This is a genomic window from Serratia sp. NA_13, from assembly GCF_052691735.1.
This window is the reverse complement of record NZ_JBQZFV010000013.1, coordinates 1-18,674: the sequence shown is the minus strand read 5'-3', so window position 1 is coordinate 18,674 and position 18,674 is coordinate 1. Positions and strand designations below refer to the sequence as shown.

Here is an 18,674-nt window from a genome sequence, read left to right as displayed (position 1 = left end):
CCAATTGGCGGCTATTTTTTTGTTAATAAAAAGTAAATTAACTAAAAAAACCACCCATTAATTAGCCCGCTTACTTTAACTATCGGCACTATGTTTTAATTCACCCTTAGTTGATCAAAAACAAACTCAGTTTGCCTTAAGGACTACCAGATGACGTTCACCTTCGAGTTCCGGTACCTGCAGACGTACTACCGATTCCAACTCGATGCCTTCCGGCAACTGCGTCAGCTCTTCGTCTGGGCGCATCCCTTTCAACGCGTAGAAGCGCCCCTGCCCTTTTGCCGGCAAATGATGACACCAGGACAGCATATCCTGCAGTGAGGCGAAAGCGCGACTGATGACGCCGTCAAACGGTGGCTCCGCAGGAAACTCCTCAACGCGGCTCTGAACCGGTTCAACGTTGGTCAACCCCAGTTCATGCTGCACCTGACGCAGGAAGCGTACACGCTTACCCAGGCTATCTAGCAAGGTGAAATGGGAATCAGGGCGAACAATTGCCAGCGGAATGCCTGGCAAGCCGGGGCCGGTGCCCACGTCGATAAAACGCTTCCCCTGCAGATGCGGGTTGACCACGATGCTGTCGAGAATATGGCGAACCAGCATTTGCTGCGGGTCACGCACCGAAGTGAGGTTATAAGCCTTGTTCCACTTATCCAGCATGCCAACATAGCCCAGCAACTGCTGCTTTTGCTGATCGGGAAGCGTAATGCCTGCCGCTTTGAGCAACGAATCTAATTTTTTCTGCACAATGAGTCCTTAGACTGGCGCACAACGGCAAGCCAGGTAGGGGCTGCCCAAGAAGGTGACCATAATAATTCAGGCCAGAAACGATGTCAGCGGCCGTTTGCCGATCAAATAATCAAACGGCCGCAAAAACAGGATTTATGCGCTGCGGCGCAGCAGCCCTTGCTTTTTCAGCCAAATCAGTAGAATTGAGATCGCCGCCGGCGTAATGCCAGAAATACGTGAAGCCTGGCCGATCGAATTCGGCTTGTGGTCATTTAACTTGGCAATCACTTCATTCGACAGGCCAGAAACCTGCTGGTAATCGAGATCCAACGGCAGCACGGTGTTCTCATTGCGCTGCTGTTTTTCGATCTCTTCCTGCTGACGAGCAATATAACCTTCGTATTTTACCTGGATCTCAACCTGCTCGGCGGCCTGAGTGTCGGCCAGCGGCGGCGCAAATGCTGCAACGGAGGTCAATTGGGTGTAATCCATTTCCGGGCGACGCAGCAGTTCTTCACCGTTGGCTTCACGCGACAGCGGTGCTTTCAGCAGTGCATTCACCTGCTCGACGTTTTCAGCATGCGGGTGCATCCAGATATCGCGCAGGCGCTGACGTTCCTGTTCGATGTGCTCGAGTTTTTCGCTAAAGCGTGCCCAGCGGACATCGTCCACCAGGCCCAGTTCACGGCCTTTTTCAGTCAGGCGCAGATCGGCGTTGTCTTCACGTAACATCAGGCGGTATTCGGCACGGGATGTGAACATGCGGTACGGCTCTTTGGTGCCAAGGGTGCTGAGGTCGTCCACCAGCACGCCCAGATAAGCCTGATCGCGGCGTGGCGACCAGCCTTCGTCTTCATTGGCATAGCGTCCGGCATTCAGACCGGCCAACAGGCCTTGTGCGGCAGCCTCTTCGTAACCGGTGGTGCCGTTGATCTGGCCGGCGAAGAACAGGCCCTGAATAAATTTGCTTTCCAGTGTCGGCTTCAAATCACGAGGATCGAAGAAATCGTATTCGATGGCATAGCCAGGTCGAATGATTCGGGCATTCTGCATCCCTTCCATCGAACGAACGATCTGCATCTGTACATCAAACGGCAGGCTGGTGGAGATGCCGTTTGGATAAATTTCATTGCTGGTCAGGCCTTCCGGCTCGAGGAAGATCTGGTGTGCATTACGATCGGCAAAGCGCATCACCTTGTCTTCGATCGACGGGCAGTAACGCGGACCGATCCCTTCGATGATCCCGGCATACATCGGGCTACGATCGAGGTTATTACGGATTACATCATGCGTTTTTTCATTGGTGTAGGTGATGTAACACGCCATTTGCTCAGGATGTTCCCCGGCGTTGCCCATGAACGAGAACACCGGGATCGGCGTATCACCGTGTTGAGGTGCCAGTACGCTGAAATCTATGCTACGGGCATCGATACGCGGCGGTGTGCCGGTTTTCAGTCGGTTAACACGCAAAGGCAATTCTCGCAGTCGCTGTGAAAGCGAGATCGATGGTGGATCTCCGGCACGGCCACCGCTGTAGTTCTCCAGGCCAATGTGGATCTTGCCGTCCAGGAAGGTCCCTACGGTCAATACCACCGCCTTGGCGCGGAATTTCAGTCCCATTTGGGTCACGGCACCGACAACGCGATCGTTTTCCACGATCAGATCTTCGACTGGCTGCTGGAAGATCATCAGATTGGGCTGGTTCTCCAGGGCAGTACGTACCGCTTGGCGATACAGTACCCGGTCAGCCTGAGCTCGGGTGGCTCGTACCGCAGGGCCTTTGCTGGCGTTTAGTATCCTAAACTGGATACCCGCATGGTCGATCGCCGTGGCCATCAGGCCGCCAAGTGCATCAATTTCCTTAACCAGATGTCCCTTACCAATACCGCCAATCGCCGGGTTGCAAGACATTTGCCCCAGCGTATCGATATTGTGAGTCAGTAATAAAGTCTGACGTCCCATACGTGCCGCAGCCATAGCGGCTTCGGTACCGGCATGGCCACCACCGATGATGATGACGTCAAATTGCTCTGGATAAAACATGGAACTGCACCTCGTCGTATTGCGAACGATCGTTGTTTGCCCTGGGGTGGAGGATTCTACTCAAGTTTAGTCGATCGACCAAGTGGTCAGGATCCTTGAGTAATTAAAAGAAGATCTTTTTATTTAAAGATCTCTTTATTAGATCTCTTATTAGGATCGCGATCTTCTGTGGATAAGTGATTATTCGCGATTGAGATCAGCTAATTAAGGAGGATCGTTAGCTGTGAATGATCGGTGATCCTACGGCTTATAAGCTGGGATCTAAATGGCATGTTATGCACAGGACAAAAAGCGACCTAAGGTTGTTATTGGGATAACTACCGGTTTTACCCTGCTTTTAAGTATAGTTATCCACAATCGTTCGGGTGATCTTTGAACGAATTAGAGTAAATTAATCCAATTTTTCACCCATTTCTCGGCAGGATCCTCAGGAATTTCGTGTTCAGTCACGTCGATCTCGAGCCGATCGCCTATCCTTTTTGCTCCACGAGCAATCAGAAGATCGTCGATCCGTTGGATCGCACCACAGAAAGTATCGTATTCAGAGCTGCCCAAACCGACTGCGCCGAACTCCACCTGAGATAAATCAGGAAGCTGTTCTTCTATTTGTTCCAGCAGCGGTTGCAGGTTATCCGGTAAATCCCCGGCGCCATGGGTCGAAGATACCACCAGCCAGCGTCCGGACAGGGTCAGTTCATCCAATTCAGGGCCGTGCAGCGTCTCGGTAGTAAAGCCTGCGGCTTCCAGCTTTTCAGCCAAGTGCTCGGCTACATACTCGGCGCTGCCAAGCGTACTGCCACTGATCAGAGTAATGTCTGCCATGAAATGAATGATCCCAACCTTCTCAAAGTGGCAGCATTGTACGCTGTGAATCGGCTGGGATCTACCTGTGGATAATATGGGTATAGTAAATAGTTGGCTAAGGGGTAATGGTACGCATGATGGGGTTCTGCAGCGAGATCAGGGTTTCAGTTGACTGGATCTCGTCAATCGTCTGGATCTTGTTGATAAGTACTTGTTGCAGCGCATCTATCGAGCGGCACATCACTTTGATAAACACGCTGTAGTGGCCGGTGGTGTAATAGGCCTCAACCACTTCCTCCAGGCTTTCGAGCTTTTTCAATGCAGAAGGATAGTCTTTGGCACTCTTTAATATAATGCCGATAAAACAGCAGACGTCGTAACCCAGGCGTTTGGGGTTCACGTCTACCCGCGCACCGGTGATGATACCGGCCTGTTTCATCTTCTCTACTCGCACATGAATGGTGCCGGGGCTGACGGCAAAATTTTTCGCCAGTTCGGCATAAGGCGTGCGCGCGTTTTCCATCAAGGCATTAAGAATGCCGCGATCGAGATTATCGATCTGATAATTTTCAGCCATTTAATCCCTCACTAATTGCTGATTGTTGAATTATTACCGCATCAAAATGAACGATTAAAATTGAAAAGACAATATTGATTATAGGATATTGAATTGTAGTGCCATTCTGTTGCTTAATCGTTATCAACAGAGACAGGTTTATAAGAGATACGGCAATGAAAAAACAATTTATTCAAAAACAACAACAAATCAGCCTGGTTAAATCCTTTTTCTCCCGCCAGTTGGAGCAACAGCTTGGCCTGATTGAAGTGCAGGCGCCGATCCTCAGCCGTTTGGGAGATGGTACCCAGGACAACCTGTCCGGTAGCGAGAAAGCGGTACAGGTAAAGGTGAAAACCCTGCCGGACGCCACCTTCGAAGTGGTGCACTCACTGGCCAAATGGAAGCGTAAAACACTGGGTAGCTACGACTTTGGCGCCGGTGAAGGCCTGTATACCCATATGAAAGCACTGCGTCCGGACGAAGATCGTCTGAGCGCCATCCATTCGGTCTACGTTGATCAATGGGACTGGGAGCGGGTGATGGGCGATGGCGAACGCAGCCAGGATTACCTCGAAAGCACCGTGCGCAGCATTTATGCGGCGATTAAGGCTACAGAAGGGGAAGTGAGCCGCGAATACGGCTTAACGCCGTTCCTGCCGGAGCAAATCCATTTTGTGCACAGCGAAACCTTGCTGCAACGCTACCCTGAACTGGATGCCAAAGGCCGTGAGCGGGCGATTGCCAAAGAGCTGGGCGCGGTATTCCTGATGGGGATTGGTGGCAAATTGTCGCACGGCAAATCACACGATGTACGTGCGCCGGATTATGATGACTGGACCACTCCAGCAGCCGAAGGGTTGGCCGGCCTGAACGGTGACATCCTGGTATGGAACCCGGTGCTGCAGGACGCCTTCGAACTTTCTTCTATGGGGATCCGCGTTGACGCCAGTGCGCTGAAACGTCAATTGGCACAGACCGGTGATGAAGATCGTCTGGCGTTGGAATGGCATCAGTCACTGCTGCGTGGCGAGATGCCGCAAACTATCGGTGGCGGTATCGGTCAGTCACGCCTGGTGATGCTGTTGCTGCAACTGTCGCACATCGGGCAGGTACAGTGCGGCGTGTGGTCACCTCAGGTACGTGAGGCGGTAGAAGGGCTGCTGTAATACTCAGCGCCGCCAGCGGCGCATCAAGCGGCTTTTTAACCCGGTATCAAAGCGCCAGATATGATCGAAGATGCGCATGATACCGGGCTTGCCGTAGTTGGACATCGCCACTGCGTGAAAGCGCTGCTGGTGGTTTTGCTGCTGTTGTTTAACCTTCTTTATTATCTCTTCCGGCAATCGCTGGGCAATAAAGTCAGAAATGATCACCGCGTCGGCGTCGAACCAGCCGCTTTCCGTCATTTTGCTCAACGTGGCATTCAGGCAGGCCGCTAGATCGGTGCCGCCGCGAAAATGCTGGCCGAGAAAGCGCACCGCCTGCTCAATACCGCTGGCGGCAGTCAGTTCGTAATGCACTATCTGGTTGGCGAATAGCATGATGTAGCAGCGGCGGTTATCCGCCAGCGCAATGCGCAACAGCGCCAGACAGAAAGCCTTGGCGCACTGTTCGTTGAAACCGCCCATCGAACCTGAGGTATCCACACAGACAATAAACGGCCCGCGAGGTTGTTGATCCTGCTGCTGATAAGTAACCTGACGGATATGGATCTGTTCCTGCCAGACATCGCCCTGCAGGCGATAACTCAATAGCCGTTTTTCCAGCAGGCGGCGGTAAAACTCAAATTCCAGCTCTTCAATGCCCAGCGTGACCAACTCGGGTGGCAGCAGACGCAGAATATCGTCGCTCTGGTGAATGCCGCTGACCTCTTCCGGCAGTGTGGCCGGTACCTGTACCATCACGCGGAACGGTTCCGGCAACGCGTCCTGCTGTTGCACCGCCTTGGCCTGATAGCTGCGCCCAAGCTGCTGTGCCAGTTTTTTCAGTTCTGGTTGCTGCTGCAAGAAATTGCCGTATTCCACCAGCCGTTGATAGTCACCCCGTTGCAGATGGCCTTTACTCATATCCCACAGTCGCCCGGCAGCGGTGTCGTTTTCCGACAACAGCGGCTCCAGTGCACCACTCAACGCCAGACGTTCCTGCAGCTCCGCCATCAGCTGTTCGCGTTCCTGTTCCAGCAGTTGGTGATGCATCATGGTGGCCTGAAGCGTCAGGCTGATGCGCCAGCGCTGCAGAAACAGGGTTTGGAAGCTGTCGTCCAGCGGATGATTGGGCAGATCGGCGGCGTCCACCAGTGAGCGCGCCTGCTCATAAAAGGGGGAAACCAGCTGGCGCAGCAGATCCAGGGTGTCGTTAAGGTTATGGAAGAACTGGGTGTTGTTCTCTAGCTGGCACTGTTGATAACGATAGAATTCCTGTGCCAGCGCGGGTGGTACCATGGCCTCATGGAGGCGTTCTTTCAGCTGTAGCTTCCAGCGCGGCAGGTCGCGATCCAGCGCCCGGCGGATGGCCGGAAACTTTTTGAAGAAAATCGACAACTGCGGCGCCGCCAGCATGCCGATGATCATCTCCTCGATCAGCTCACCTTCGGTGATCGCCAGCAGCAGATCGAGAGTTTCCAGGCTGAGCATAATTACTGGCCGCGCATTTGCTGGTGCTGTTGTTTGATTTGTTCCGCCACCTGCAACAGGCTGGCCTCAATTTTTGCCAGCCTGGCGGCAGGGGTAAACAGGCAGGGCTGATGCTGGCTGAACAAACGACGCTGTTCTGCCAGGCGCTGCGCCAACTGGTCCATTTCGTCCAACATTGCCTGCGGCGTGCCGCTGGTCTGCTTACCGGGTTGGGCCAGTAGAGAGGGCTGGCGGCTAACGTCCAACACCGTCAGATGCAGTTGCTCGTCGACTTCCAGGTCAATCTGCTGAGCAAAACCAATGCCGTTCAGCTTGGCGCGTACGTCGCCGCCTTTTTGCAGCCAGTTTTCCAGCGCGCTGTTTTCAATACTCAGATGGTTGACCTGAATATCATGCAGTTGCAGCGGTTTTTGCAGCAACAGGGTCAGGGTGCCGGTACCGAGTGGCGTTGCCAAGGCAAACTGGGGCTTTCTGCTGAACATGCCGCCCTTTTTTACCAATGTAATAGCCTGACTATCGCTCTGCTGTTGTTGATGCTGTAGCCAGCGGGTATGGATCTGTTGCAGTTGGATCAGCAACGTTTGCTGTTGATAGGCCGACTCGTTCAGCAATAGCTCAACTTGCTGTTGCAGCAGTTTCAGTGAGCTGAGGTCGTGCCACAGGCAGTCTTTCAGCAGCAGCAAATCGATCGGGGCCACGGCATCGCGACCACTGAAGAAAGCACAGGCCTGCAACAGCCGCAGCGCTTTTTTCCAGCGACGATCGGAAACGTAAGGGGCACTTTCCAGTGCATCGAGCCGCTGGCGCAGTTGGAATATCAGTTCAAAGCAATTTTCAGGCAGTTTGATTTTGTCGATCTGCGGTTGCCACTGGTGATATTCCTCGTCACTGATGCTCAGTGCTTCGGGCACAGGGTTTTCATTCTCGTTCTGGCGGCTGACCAGCAGTGAGCGGAAATTCTGTTTATCCTGCACTTTATCCAACCACAGGCGTATCAACATACGGTCATATAAAGCTTCCAGACTGTTGTCGGCTTCCGGCAGTTCGTTGGAGGCGGTGACCAGCAGCCGCAGTGGGATAGGTTCTTCATTATTACCGTTACGGAAACGGCGTTCGTTAATCGCCGTCAGCAGGGTATTGAGGATCGCCGGACCGGCCTTCCAGATTTCGTCCAGAAAGACGATTTCCGCCTCGGGCAGATAGCCGGCGGTCAGGCGCTGGTAGCGCCCTTCATCTTTTAAAGCCTGGATCGATAATGGGCCGAAGACTTCTTCCGGCGTTGAAAAGCGCGTCATTAGATATTCAAACGAGCGCGCGCTGCGAAAGGCGAATTTTAACCGACGGGCAATCAGGCTTTTGGCAATGCCCGGTGGGCCAAGCAGAAACACGCTTTCACCGCTTAGCGCCGCCAGCAAACACAGGCGAATTGCTTCCTGCCTTTCATAAAGACCGCTCTCCAGTGCGCTGCTGAGGCGGGAAATCCGTTCTGCCAGAAGTGATGAGGGCGCCATATTATTGTCGTGTTGTCCGAGAGTTAGCCAATCTTGGTGGATAATCCGATGATAAACCACCATTATTTTTAATGGTATAGCTTGTTGATTAGTAAAATTTTTCTATTATCAAAAGGGTGGCTGGTTCACATTTTGTTTATTTTTAAGGTCTGATATAAGGATAGGCAAGCAGTATAAATCGTGCATACTGTGCGCCTTTTAGTGGGCGTAACGGATCTTAGAGCCCGTATCTCTGGCTGATGCGGATGCATCGCTAACGGATGTTCTAATAAAGAAACGAATTATGAGCACAGAGCATAAACAGTCCTTATCGGCGGTAACCCTGGCGGCAATTGGGGTGGTTTACGGTGATATCGGCACCAGCCCTCTCTATACTCTCCGAGAGTGTTTCTCCGGCCATTACGGCTTCGATGTTCGTCCAGACGTGGTTTTTGGTTTTCTTTCGCTGATCTTCTGGATGTTAATCATCATTGTTTCCCTCAAGTACCTCACCTATGTCATGCGCGCGGACAACGCCGGTGAAGGGGGGATACTGACGCTGATGTCGCTGGCCGGGCGCCAGACTTCGGCGCGGACAACGTCCATATTGGTGATCCTGGGTCTGATTGGCGGCAGCTTCTTCTATGGCGAAGTGGTGATCACCCCGGCGATATCGGTGATGTCGGCGATAGAAGGCTTGGAAATTGCTGCGCCGTCGCTTGATGGCTATATCGTCCCCTTATCCATTCTGGTGCTGACGTTGCTGTTCGCTATCCAAAAACACGGTACCGGCAGCGTCGGAAAACTGTTTGCCCCGGTGATGCTGTTGTGGTTTATCGTGTTGGCGGTGCTGGGTGCGCGCAGCATCATCGCTAACCCGGAAGTGCTGCAGGCGATGAACCCGAAATGGGCGCTGAACTTCTTTATGGAATATAAGAAGGTCTCGTTCTTTGCGTTGGGCGCGGTGGTGCTGTCGATTACCGGCGTTGAGGCGCTGTATGCCGATATGGGGCACTTCGGCAAATTCCCTATCCGTCTGGCCTGGTTCACCGTGGTGTTGCCTTCGCTGGTACTAAATTATTTCGGCCAAGGTGCCTTGCTGCTGAAAAATCCTGAGGCAATTAAAAATCCGTTCTTCCTGCTGGCACCGGATTGGGCGCTGATCCCGCTGTTGATTCTGGCGACGCTGGCTACGGTTATCGCCTCACAGGCGGTGATCTCCGGCGTGTTCTCACTGACTCGCCAGGCGGTGCGTCTGGGTTACCTGTCACCGATGCGCATCATCCATACTTCGGAGATGGAATCCGGTCAGATCTATATTCCGGTGATTAACTGGACGTTGTATATATCGGTCGTGCTGGTGATTATTGGTTTCGAACACTCCAGCAATCTGGCGGCGGCATACGGTATTGCGGTGACCGGCACTATGGTATTGACCAGTATCCTGGTGACCTCGGTGGCGATCAAAAATTGGCACTGGAACCGTTTCTTCGCCGTCGGCATTCTGGTTGTCCTGCTGATTATCGACATCCCGATGTTCTCCGCCAACGCCCTGAAACTGTTCTCGGGTGGTTGGCTGCCGCTGATGTTGGCGCTGGTGATGTTCATCATCATGACCACCTGGAAAAGCGAACGTTTCCGCCTGCTGCGCCGCATGCACGAGCACGGCAATTCCCTGGAGGCGATGATCGCCTCGCTGGAAAAATCACCGCCGGTACGGGTGCCGGGGACTGCGGTCTTTATGTCGCGTGCCATCAATGTGATCCCTTTTGCGCTGCTGCATAACCTAAAGCACAACAAGGTGCTGCATGAGCGAGTGGTGTTGTTGACGCTGCGTACCGAGGATGCCCCTTACGTCCATAACGTGCGGCGGGTGACCATCGAACAGCTTTCGCCGACCTTCTGGCGGGTGGTGGCCAGCTACGGCTGGCGTGAAACGCCGAACGTGGAGGAAGTGTTCCACCGCTGTGGGCTGGAAGGGCTGCCGTGCCGGATGACGGAAACCTCATTCTTTATGTCGCATGAGTCGTTAATCCTGACCAAACGGCCGTGGTACCTGTTCCTGCGTGGCAAGCTGTTTATCGCGTTGAGCCGCAACGCGCTGCGTGCGCCGGACCAGTTTGAGATCCCACCTAATAGGGTGATCGAGCTGGGAACCCAGGTCGAGATTTAACTTCCCCCCAAGGGCTCAGCAACCGCTGGGCCCTTTCTGTTTATGTTCTTGGTAACTATGTTCTCGGTAACACCAGCGAAACGTTTCGATGGCGATCACAATTCTGCGCTGTCCCGGTTGCCTTCTGTTGGCGTTTTTTTAAACTCCAGACACAAGCGAAACGTTTCGCTGGTGGAGTGAGAAGAAAAAGATGAAAAAAGGCGTGCTACTCAATGCTGATGTTTCTGCCGTGGTTTCTCGCCTCGGTCATACCGACCAGATCGCCATCTGTGATGCGGGGTTGCCTATTCCGGCAGCAACGCAGCGTATCGATCTGGCGCTGACCCAGGGGGTGCCGACGTTTTTGCAGGTGGTCGGGGTGGTGACACAGGAAATGCAGGTAGAAAGCGCCATTCTGGCTGAAGAGATCGTTAAACAAAATCCGCAGCTCCATCGTGCGTTGTTGGCTCAACTGACCGAACTTGGCCAACACCAGGGCAATACTATCAGCGTGAGCTATATCAGTCACAGTGCGTTCAAAGCGCAAACTGAACATAGCCGGGCAGTGATCCGCAGCGGGGAATGCTCGCCGTATGCGAATGTGATCCTCTGCGCCGGCGTAACTTTCTGAGGCATTTATGCAACCTTTATTGCAACTGAAAGGGATCGATAAAGCCTTTCCCGGCGTGAAGGCGCTTTCCGGCGCCGCACTCAGCGTTTATCCCGGCAAGGTGATGGCGCTGGTGGGGGAAAACGGTGCCGGGAAATCCACCATGATGAAAGTGCTGACCGGGATTTATAACAAAGATGCCGGCAGTCAGTATTTTCTCGGTAAAGAGGTGGTATTCAATGGGCCAAAGGATTCGCAAGAAGCAGGTATTGGCATTATCCATCAGGAACTGAACCTGATCCCGCAGTTGACGATCGCGGAAAACATCTTCCTCGGGCGCGAATTTGTGAACCGTATTGGCCGCATCGACTGGAAGCGCATGTATGCCGAAGCCGACAAGCTGTTGGCGCGGTTAAACCTGAGTTACAGCAGCCACCGGCTGGTGGGCGAGCTGTCGATCGGCGATCAGCAGATGGTGGAAATCGCCAAGGTGCTGAGCTTCGAATCCAAAGTGATCATTATGGATGAACCGACGGATGCGCTAACCGACACTGAAACCGCCTCTTTATTTAAAGTGATCAACGAGCTGAAGGCCGAAGGGCGTGGCATTGTTTATATCTCGCACCGGCTGAAGGAGATCTTCGAAATCTGCGATGACGTCACGGTGTTTCGTGACGGTCAGTTTATCGCAGAGCGGCCAGTCAGCGAGCTGCATGAAGATTCGCTGATTGAAATGATGGTCGGCCGCAAGCTGGAGGAACAGTACCCACGCCTGAATCTACCGCGCGGTGAAAAGCGGTTGGAGGTCAGCCAGGTTTCCGGCCCGGGTGTGGATGATGTCAGCTTTACCCTGTACCGGGGCGAAATTCTTGGTGTGGCCGGGCTGATGGGCGCCGGGCGTACCGAACTGATGAAAATTATCTACGGTGCCGCGCCGCGCAAATCCGGAACCGTCAGCCTCGATGGCCGCCCGGTGGTTACCCATTCTCCGCAGGACGGCCTGGCGAACGGCATTGTGTATATCTCCGAAGACCGCAAGCGCGATGGCCTGGTGCTGGGGATGTCGGTGAAGGAAAACATGTCGCTGACGGCACTGCGCTATTTCAGCCGTGCCGGTGGCAGCCTGAAACAGGCGGAAGAGCAACAGGCGGTGGGCGACTTCATCCGTTTGTTCAATATCAAGACTCCCTCGATGGAACAACCGATTGGCCTGCTCTCCGGCGGTAACCAACAGAAAGTGGCGATCGCCCGTGGCCTGATGACGCGGCCAAAGGTGCTAATCCTCGATGAGCCGACACGCGGTGTCGATGTTGGCGCAAAAAAAGAAATCTATCAGTTAATCAACCAGTTCAAGCAGGAAGGGCTGAGCATCATTCTGGTGTCTTCGGAAATGCCGGAGGTGCTGGGCATGAGTGACCGCATCCTGGTGATGCACGAAGGACATCTCAGCGGTGAGTTCCCGATTGAACAGGCCACCCAGGAAGCGTTAATGGCTGCGGCCGTTGGCAAGCAATACGGCGTAAAGCAGGAGTAATCAGATATGAGTTCCCAGAGTGTGGCAAAGCGCTGGTTCAGTAAAGAGTGGCTGTTAGAGCAAAAATCACTGATTGCTCTGCTGGTGCTGATCGCAGTGGTCTCTTCAATGAGCCCGAATTTCTTCACCCTAAACAACCTGTTCAATATTCTGCAGCAAACCTCGGTGAACGCTATTATGGCGGTGGGGATGACGTTGGTGATCCTCACTTCCGGCATCGATTTGTCGGTGGGATCGCTGTTGGCGCTGACCGGCGCGGTGGCGGCATCGATCGTCGGTTTCGAAATTAACGCGGTGGTAGCCGTGGCGGCTGCTCTGGCATTGGGGGCGGCAGTCGGTGCCTGTACCGGGGTGATCGTAGCCAAAGGTAAAGTGCAGGCGTTTATCGCTACTTTGGTGATGATGCTGCTATTGCGCGGTGTCACCATGGTGTACACCAACGGCAGTCCGGTGAATACCGGCTTTACCGACGTGGCCGATACCTTCGGCTGGTTCGGTATCGGCCGCCCGCTGGGGGTCCCCACCCCAATCTGGATCATGGCGATCGTGTTTATCGCCGCCTGGTACATGCTGCACCATACCCGTCTGGGCCGTTATATTTATGCCCTGGGCGGTAACGAAGCGGCGACCCGTCTGTCCGGCATCAGCGTCGATAAAGTGAAGATTATCGTTTATTCGCTTTGTGGATTACTGGCGGCTCTGGCGGGGGTGATCGAAGTCGCGCGCCTATCTTCCGCGCAGCCAACCGCCGGTACCGGCTATGAGTTGGACGCCATTGCCGCGGTGGTGCTGGGGGGTACCAGCCTGGCCGGTGGCAAGGGCCGCATTGTGGGTACCTTGATCGGGGCGCTGATCCTCGGCTTCCTGAACAACGGTCTGAATTTACTGGGTGTTTCTTCGTACTACCAAATGATCGTGAAGGCAGTGGTGATACTGCTGGCGGTTCTGGTAGAGAACAAAAGCAACAAATAACCTCCCCTACAGGAATCACGATGATGAAAATGAAAAAACTGGCAATTTTGGCTTCAGCCTTCGCGCTGAGCGCCACCCTGAGTGCTAACGCATTGGCTAAAGACACCATTGCGCTGGTGGTTTCTACCCTAAATAACCCGTTCTTTGTCTCAATGAAAGAGGGCGCACAGCAGGAGGCCAATAAGCTGGGTTACAACCTGGTGGTGCTGGACTCGCAAAACAACCCGGCGAAAGAACTGGCGAACGTGCAGGATCTGATGGTGCAGGCACCCAAGTTGCTGCTGATTAACCCAACCGATTCCGATGCGGTCGGCAACGCCATCAAGATGGCCAACCAGGCCAAGATCCCGGTCATCACCCTGGACCGTGTCGCGAGCAAAGGTGAAGTGGTCAGCCATATCGCTTCGGATAACCGCGTCGGCGGTAAAATGGCCGGTGACTTTATCGCTAAAAAAGTGGGCGCAGACGCTAAAGTGATCCAACTGGAAGGGATCGCCGGTACCTCTGCCGCCCGTGAACGTGGCGAAGGCTTTAAACAGTCGCTGGATCAGAACAAATTCAAACTGCTGGCCAGCCAGCCGGCAGACTTCGACCGCACCAAAGGTCTGAACGTGATGCAGAACCTGCTGACTGCTCATCCGGACGTGCAGGCGGTGTTTGCCCAGAACGATGAAATGGCGCTGGGTGCACTGCGTGCGCTGCAAACTGCCGGTAAAACCGACGTGGTCGTGGTAGGCTTCGACGGCACCGCTGACGGCGTGAAAGCGGTTGAAGGCGGCAAACTGGCGGCGACCGTGGCACAGCGCCCGGATCAGATCGGGGTGATTGGTGTTGAAACGGCGGATAAAGTGTTGAAAGGCGAAAAAGTGCCGGCCACTGTCCCGGTTGATCTCAAGCTGGTCACCAAATAACACTCTGTAGCACCAGCGCCATCAAAACGGGGCGTTTATGATGGCGCGCAATTCAGGAATCAATGCGATGGCAACAGGTAAGCTGGTGGTTCTGGGCAGTATCAATGCCGACCATATCCTCAATATTGAGCAGTTTCCCCAACCGGGCGAAACGGTGATCGGGAAGCAGTATAAAGTGGCGTTTGGCGGCAAAGGTGCCAACCAGGCGGTGGCGGCAGGACGTAGCGGCGCGGATATCGCTTTTATCGCCTGCGTGGGCGCTGATGACATTGGCGAACGCATTCGTCAGCAGCTGGCGACCGATCGCATTGATACCCAACCAATAGAAGCGATTGCCGAAAACACTACCGGCGTCGCGCTGATTTTTGTTAATGCTGAAGGCGAGAATGTGATCGGCATTGATGCCGGCGCCAATGCGGCAGTGACTCCTGACTATCTGGCTCGCTATCAGCAAAATGTGATCGATGCCGACGCGCTGCTGATGCAGCTCGAGTCGCCGCTGGAGACGGTTATCGCCGCCGCCGGCCTGGCGAAACAGCATCAGACTCAGGTGATCCTCAATCCTGCGCCGGCACGTGAACTGCCGGACGAATTATTGGCGATGATCGATATGATTACGCCAAACGAAACTGAAGCCCAACGCCTGACAGGTATTGCAGTCAACAATGATAATGATGCCGCACGTGCCGCACAGGCTTTGCATAATAAAGGCATTGCCAAGGTGATTATCACCCTTGGCAGCCGTGGCGTTTGGTTGAGTGAGAATGGCAAGGGTAAGTTGGTGCCCGGCTTCAAGGTTAAAGCGGTAGACACCATCGCCGCTGGCGATACCTTCAACGGGGCGCTGGTCACTGCGCTGCTGGAAGGTAAAGTGATGGCAGATGCCGTGCGCTTTGCCCATGCGGCGGCGGCCATTGCGGTGACCCGTCCTGGCGCGCAGCCTTCCGTACCCTGGCGCGAAGAGATCGACACTTTCTTGCAGCAGCAGGAGTAATCCCTTTGGCCACCATGAAAGACGTCGCCCGCCTGGCGGGCGTTTCAACTTCGACTGTCTCGCACGTCATTAATGACAATCGCTTTGTCAGCGACAGCGTGCGAGCCAAAGTCATGGCGGCCGTTGAACAACTGAACTATGCGCCTTCTGCGCTGGCGCGCAGCCTCAAACTAAACCAAACGCGTACCATCGGCATGCTGGTGACCTCCAGCAATAACCCGTTTTATGCCGAAGTCGTGCGTGGCGTTGAGCGCAGTTGCTATGAACGGGGTTACAGCCTGATCCTGTGCAATACCGAAGAAGATGCCGCACGCATGAATCGCAACATGGAAACGCTGCTGCAAAAGCGCGTCGATGGCTTGCTGTTGATGTGTACCGAAAATCATCGACCATCGCAGGACGCGCTGAGCCGCTATCCTTCGCTGCCGATAGTCATGATGGATTGGGCGCCGTTCGAAGGGGCCAACGATATCATTCAGGATAACTCGCTGCTGGGCGGTGAGATGGCGACCGATCATCTGATCGCCCGTGGGTATCGCAAGATTGCCTGTATCGCCGGCCCACAGGATAAAACTACCGCCCGCCATCGGCTTGAGGGCTACCGTCGAGCCATGCAGCGCGCCGGGTTGGCCGTTTTGCCGGGGTACGAAGTGCACTGCGATTTTGAATTTGAAGGCGGCGTGGATGCCATGAAGCAACTGCTGGTACTGGCTGAACCCCCGCATGCGGTATTCGCCGGTAACGATGCGGTAGCTGTAGGTGCCTATCAGGCGCTTTATCAGGCCGGCTTGTCGGTGCCGCAGGATATGGCGGTGATGGGCTACGATGATATAGAACTGGCCAAATATCTGGCGCCACCGTTAAGCACCATTCACCAACCGAAAGATTCACTGGGGGAATTGGCGATTGATACACTGATTAACCGCCTGCAGAATCCGGAACGCGCAGCCCAGGTTCTGGTGTTGACCCCTGAGCTGGTGGAGCGTGCTTCGGTCGGTCACCGTTAGCCCGCAGTTTTAACCGGTTTTTTCGGGTCCTGGCCACTGATCAGGTTACGGCCGTCCTTTCTTCTCAGCAGCATAAACACAAACGCCGAGGTCACGGTGACAATCCCCATGGTAATAAAGGTGTAGTGGAAGTGATCGACCATGGTCCCCGGTGACATGGTTTGATAGAAACGCAGCACCGCCGCGCTGATCGCCACCCCGAAACTAATTGAAAGCTGTTGAGTCACTGCCAGCACGCTGTTGCCGGAGCTGGCATTGGCATCGTTCAAATCTGCCAGGCTGATGGTATTCATGGCGGTGAATTGCGTAGACATCGCCATCCCCAGCACGAACAACGGCAGGATCATCAGCCACAGCGGCATCCCCGGGCTTTGCAGCGCGAACTGGGCAATCAGCACGCCGATAATCATGGTGATGCCTACCAGAGTTTTACGATAGCCGAACCAGCGCAGCACCTGAGTGACGGTGGATTTCGCCATCAATGAGCCGACCGCGGTCGGCGCCATCATGCAACCAGCAATAATCGCCGAGTAACCGAAACCCACCTGCAACATCAGTGGCATCAGGAATGGCACGCAGCCGGTCCCCAGCCGTGAGGCTACGTTACCGGCAATCCCCACCGAGAAGGTTCGGGTCTGGAACAGGTCCAGGCCAATCAGCGGTTGAGGGTGCCTGCGAGCATGAACGATGTAGCCGAACAGCATCACTACACCACTGAGTAAAATACCCAGCGAGATATAGCTGGCCAGTACCTGCTCGCCAAACAGCTCAAGCCCGGTGGAAACCAGTACCAGACTCAGCCCAAACAGCATAAAGCCCATAAAGTCGAAGCGCCGTTTGGGGGTAGTAAAGTCCGGCATATATTTACGCGCATAGAAGATACCGAGCAGGCCAATCGGGATATTGATAAGGAATATCCAGTGCCAGGTGGCGTAGGTCACCAGCCAGCCGCCCAGCATCGGCCCCATGATTGGCCCAACCAGCCCAGGCATGGTTACGAAGTTCAGCACCGGTAACAGCTCGCTGCGTGGGTAGGCGCGCAGCAGAGCCAGGCGCGCCACCGGCATCATCATTGCCCCGCCGACCCCCTGAATGACTCGTGAAGTTACCAACAGGCTTAACGTCGGAGAAAGCGCGCACAGCAGCGAACCGAGAGTAAACAGAGAAACCGCGATGATAAACACCCGGCGGGTACCGAAGCGATCCGCCAGCCAGCCGCTGACCGGGATCAGCATCGCTACCGTCAGGGTGTAGCTGATAACCGCCGACTGCATCGCCAACGGCGAGCGCTCAAGACTTTGAGCTATCGCCGGCAATGCCGTATTGAGGATGGTGGCATCCAGAGCCTGCATAAAGAATGCCATGGCGGCGATCCAGGGTAGCCCTGCCATACTGCGCGCGGATCTGGTCATTGTGAGTCCCGGTTAACTGTCGTCTTCGTCCCTTTCTTCTATATATAAGCAGGGGGCGTTAGTCTTTATCTCTGAGCAAAACCTGGCAGGCGGTTAATGCCGCTGCGCTGTCACCGGCGAGTATTGCATCGACGATGGCCTGATGGTGCTGGAGCTTAATCACTTCGTTGCCGGTGATGGCGCGGAAGTAACTTTGATATACCGAACTGAACAGATTGGCAAATGAGGTTAGAAATGGGTTGCCGCTGGCTTCATAGATCAGCTGGTGGAATTGGGTATCCACCTGGATCCAGTGCTCTCGGTCGAACTGGATATGCAGGGCGCGCATTTCCGCCATCAGTTCAGCCAGTCGTGCGGTTTGCTGATGGCTGGCATTGGCCGCCGCCAGTGAGCAGGCCTGAGGTTCCAGAGAGGTACGCAATATAAGGAAGTGCTGCATGACCTGATCGAAGTTTTCTTTGGTCATCCACCAGGTCAGTAAATCCTGATCGAGAAAGTTCCACTGGCTTTGTGGCATCACCCGGGTCCCAATGCGTGGCCGGGGTAACAGCATACCTTTGGCTGCCAGCATCTTCACGGCTTCGCGTACCGCTGTACGGCTAACGCCGAATTGCTCACCCAGTTCCATCTCTCCAGGCAGGATGCTGCCAGCCTGATAATCGCCAGCCAGAATTTGTTGGCCGAGTTTTTCTGCAAGCAGATAAGAAAGATTGCGTTGGGCGGCCTGTTGTTGAGCATTAAATTGCATGGCTGCGAGTCCTTAACTGACATTGTTACTCTTATTTTACTCTACGGATCGCCAGCTTTTGCGGCTGTTTACCGGA

At 54.4% G+C, this 18,674-nt stretch carries 16 protein-coding genes; 8 read left to right on the top strand and 8 right to left on the bottom strand.

The window, feature by feature from the left end:
• Window positions 1–126: 126 nt before the first annotated feature.
• The 4 genes from rsmG to asnC all read right to left on the bottom strand — a co-directional run bounded on the left by rsmG (window position 127) and on the right by asnC (window position 4,153).
• Window positions 127–747 (bottom strand): 16S rRNA (guanine(527)-N(7))-methyltransferase RsmG, encoded by a 621-nt coding sequence (rsmG, locus tag ACUTSU_RS17020; RefSeq protein WP_445652596.1) that lies wholly within the window; start codon window positions 745–747, stop codon window positions 127–129.
• A 135-nt stretch (window positions 748–882) separates the two neighbouring features.
• The gene (gene mnmG, locus ACUTSU_RS17015) at window positions 883–2,772 is read right to left on the bottom strand and encodes a tRNA uridine-5-carboxymethylaminomethyl(34) synthesis enzyme MnmG (RefSeq protein ID WP_445652595.1); all 1,890 of its coding nucleotides are present in this window, start codon (window positions 2,770–2,772) and stop codon (window positions 883–885) included.
• Between the two features lie 381 nt (window positions 2,773–3,153).
• Entirely contained in the window at window positions 3,154–3,594 is a 441-nt protein-coding gene (mioC, locus tag ACUTSU_RS17010; RefSeq protein WP_445654432.1) for an FMN-binding protein MioC, read from the bottom strand.
• Between the two features lie 97 nt (window positions 3,595–3,691).
• Window positions 3,692–4,153: a transcriptional regulator AsnC gene (asnC, locus tag ACUTSU_RS17005; protein ID WP_004950461.1), complete on the bottom strand. Its 462-nt coding sequence runs from the start codon at window positions 4,151–4,153 to the stop codon at window positions 3,692–3,694.
• 155 nt (window positions 4,154–4,308) lie between these two features.
• On the opposite strand from asnC, the gene asnA reads away from it, so the two are divergent.
• On the top strand, window positions 4,309–5,301 hold the full coding sequence (gene asnA, locus ACUTSU_RS17000) for an aspartate--ammonia ligase (protein WP_261152985.1): 993 nt from the start codon (window positions 4,309–4,311) through the stop codon (window positions 5,299–5,301).
• 3 nt (window positions 5,302–5,304) lie between these two features.
• Here the strand turns inward: asnA and viaA are convergent, their stop codons facing one another.
• The gene (viaA, locus tag ACUTSU_RS16995; RefSeq protein WP_445652593.1) at window positions 5,305–6,768 is read right to left on the bottom strand and encodes an ATPase RavA stimulator ViaA; all 1,464 of its coding nucleotides are present in this window, start codon (window positions 6,766–6,768) and stop codon (window positions 5,305–5,307) included.
• Window positions 6,769–6,770: 2 nt separating this feature from the next.
• Entirely contained in the window at window positions 6,771–8,279 is a 1,509-nt protein-coding gene (gene ravA / locus ACUTSU_RS16990) for an ATPase RavA (RefSeq protein ID WP_445654431.1), read from the bottom strand.
• A gap of 283 nt (window positions 8,280–8,562) precedes the next feature.
• On the opposite strand from ravA, the gene kup reads away from it, so the two are divergent.
• From kup to rbsR, 7 genes are all read left to right on the top strand, one after another.
• Window positions 8,563–10,431 (top strand): low affinity potassium transporter Kup, encoded by a 1,869-nt coding sequence (gene kup, locus ACUTSU_RS16985; RefSeq protein WP_445652591.1) that lies wholly within the window; start codon window positions 8,563–8,565, stop codon window positions 10,429–10,431.
• A 190-nt stretch (window positions 10,432–10,621) separates the two neighbouring features.
• Window positions 10,622–11,041: a D-ribose pyranase gene (rbsD, locus tag ACUTSU_RS16980; RefSeq protein ID WP_445652590.1), complete on the top strand. Its 420-nt coding sequence runs from the start codon at window positions 10,622–10,624 to the stop codon at window positions 11,039–11,041.
• 7 nt (window positions 11,042–11,048) lie between these two features.
• Window positions 11,049–12,554: a ribose ABC transporter ATP-binding protein RbsA gene (gene rbsA / locus ACUTSU_RS16975; protein WP_445652589.1), complete on the top strand. Its 1,506-nt coding sequence runs from the start codon at window positions 11,049–11,051 to the stop codon at window positions 12,552–12,554.
• Between the two features lie 6 nt (window positions 12,555–12,560).
• Complete coding sequence (rbsC, locus tag ACUTSU_RS16970) at window positions 12,561–13,526, top strand: ribose ABC transporter permease (RefSeq protein ID WP_442232695.1); 966 nt, start codon at window positions 12,561–12,563, stop codon at window positions 13,524–13,526.
• A gap of 23 nt (window positions 13,527–13,549) precedes the next feature.
• The gene (gene rbsB / locus ACUTSU_RS16965; protein WP_445652651.1) at window positions 13,550–14,437 is read left to right on the top strand and encodes a ribose ABC transporter substrate-binding protein RbsB; all 888 of its coding nucleotides are present in this window, start codon (window positions 13,550–13,552) and stop codon (window positions 14,435–14,437) included.
• Between the two features lie 67 nt (window positions 14,438–14,504).
• Entirely contained in the window at window positions 14,505–15,431 is a 927-nt protein-coding gene (rbsK, locus tag ACUTSU_RS16960; protein WP_445652588.1) for a ribokinase, read from the top strand.
• 5 nt (window positions 15,432–15,436) lie between these two features.
• Complete coding sequence (gene rbsR, locus ACUTSU_RS16955) at window positions 15,437–16,438, top strand: ribose operon transcriptional repressor RbsR (protein WP_445652587.1); 1,002 nt, start codon at window positions 15,437–15,439, stop codon at window positions 16,436–16,438.
• Here the strand turns inward: rbsR and mdtD are convergent.
• Together mdtD and ACUTSU_RS16945 are read right to left on the bottom strand one after the other, a co-directional pair.
• Window positions 16,435–17,850: a multidrug transporter subunit MdtD gene (mdtD, locus tag ACUTSU_RS16950; RefSeq protein WP_445652586.1), complete on the bottom strand. Its 1,416-nt coding sequence runs from the start codon at window positions 17,848–17,850 to the stop codon at window positions 16,435–16,437. The two genes, rbsR and mdtD, sit on opposite strands and share 4 nt — an antisense overlap.
• 58 nt (window positions 17,851–17,908) lie before the next feature.
• Window positions 17,909–18,598 (bottom strand): FadR/GntR family transcriptional regulator, encoded by a 690-nt coding sequence (locus ACUTSU_RS16945; protein WP_445652585.1) that lies wholly within the window; start codon window positions 18,596–18,598, stop codon window positions 17,909–17,911.
• Between the last annotated feature and the right edge of the window lie 76 nt (window positions 18,599–18,674).

Bases quoted from the DNA above. Each gene is read 5' to 3' on its own strand.
- rbsC (WP_442232695.1), top strand. From the start codon at position 12,561: ATGAGTTCCCAGAGTGTGGCAAAGCGCTGGTTCAGTAAAGAGTGGCTG.
- asnC (WP_004950461.1), bottom strand. From the start codon at position 4,153: ATGGCTGAAAATTATCAGATCGATAATCTCGATCGCGGCATTCTTAAT.
- rbsA (WP_445652589.1), top strand. From the start codon at position 11,049: ATGCAACCTTTATTGCAACTGAAAGGGATCGATAAAGCCTTTCCCGGC.
- mnmG (WP_445652595.1), bottom strand. From the start codon at position 2,772: ATGTTTTATCCAGAGCAATTTGACGTCATCATCATCGGTGGTGGCCAT.
- mioC (WP_445654432.1), bottom strand. From the start codon at position 3,594: ATGGCAGACATTACTCTGATCAGTGGCAGTACGCTTGGCAGCGCCGAG.
- rbsD (WP_445652590.1), top strand. From the start codon at position 10,622: ATGAAAAAAGGCGTGCTACTCAATGCTGATGTTTCTGCCGTGGTTTCT.
- rbsK (WP_445652588.1), top strand. From the start codon at position 14,505: ATGGCAACAGGTAAGCTGGTGGTTCTGGGCAGTATCAATGCCGACCAT.
- viaA (WP_445652593.1), bottom strand. From the start codon at position 6,768: ATGCTCAGCCTGGAAACTCTCGATCTGCTGCTGGCGATCACCGAAGGT.
- ravA (WP_445654431.1), bottom strand. From the start codon at position 8,279: ATGGCGCCCTCATCACTTCTGGCAGAACGGATTTCCCGCCTCAGCAGC.
- mdtD (WP_445652586.1), bottom strand. From the start codon at position 17,850: ATGACCAGATCCGCGCGCAGTATGGCAGGGCTACCCTGGATCGCCGCC.
- rbsB (WP_445652651.1), top strand. From the start codon at position 13,550: ATGAAAATGAAAAAACTGGCAATTTTGGCTTCAGCCTTCGCGCTGAGC.
- ACUTSU_RS16945 (WP_445652585.1), bottom strand. From the start codon at position 18,598: ATGCAATTTAATGCTCAACAACAGGCCGCCCAACGCAATCTTTCTTAT.
- kup (WP_445652591.1), top strand. From the start codon at position 8,563: ATGAGCACAGAGCATAAACAGTCCTTATCGGCGGTAACCCTGGCGGCA.
- asnA (WP_261152985.1), top strand. From the start codon at position 4,309: ATGAAAAAACAATTTATTCAAAAACAACAACAAATCAGCCTGGTTAAA.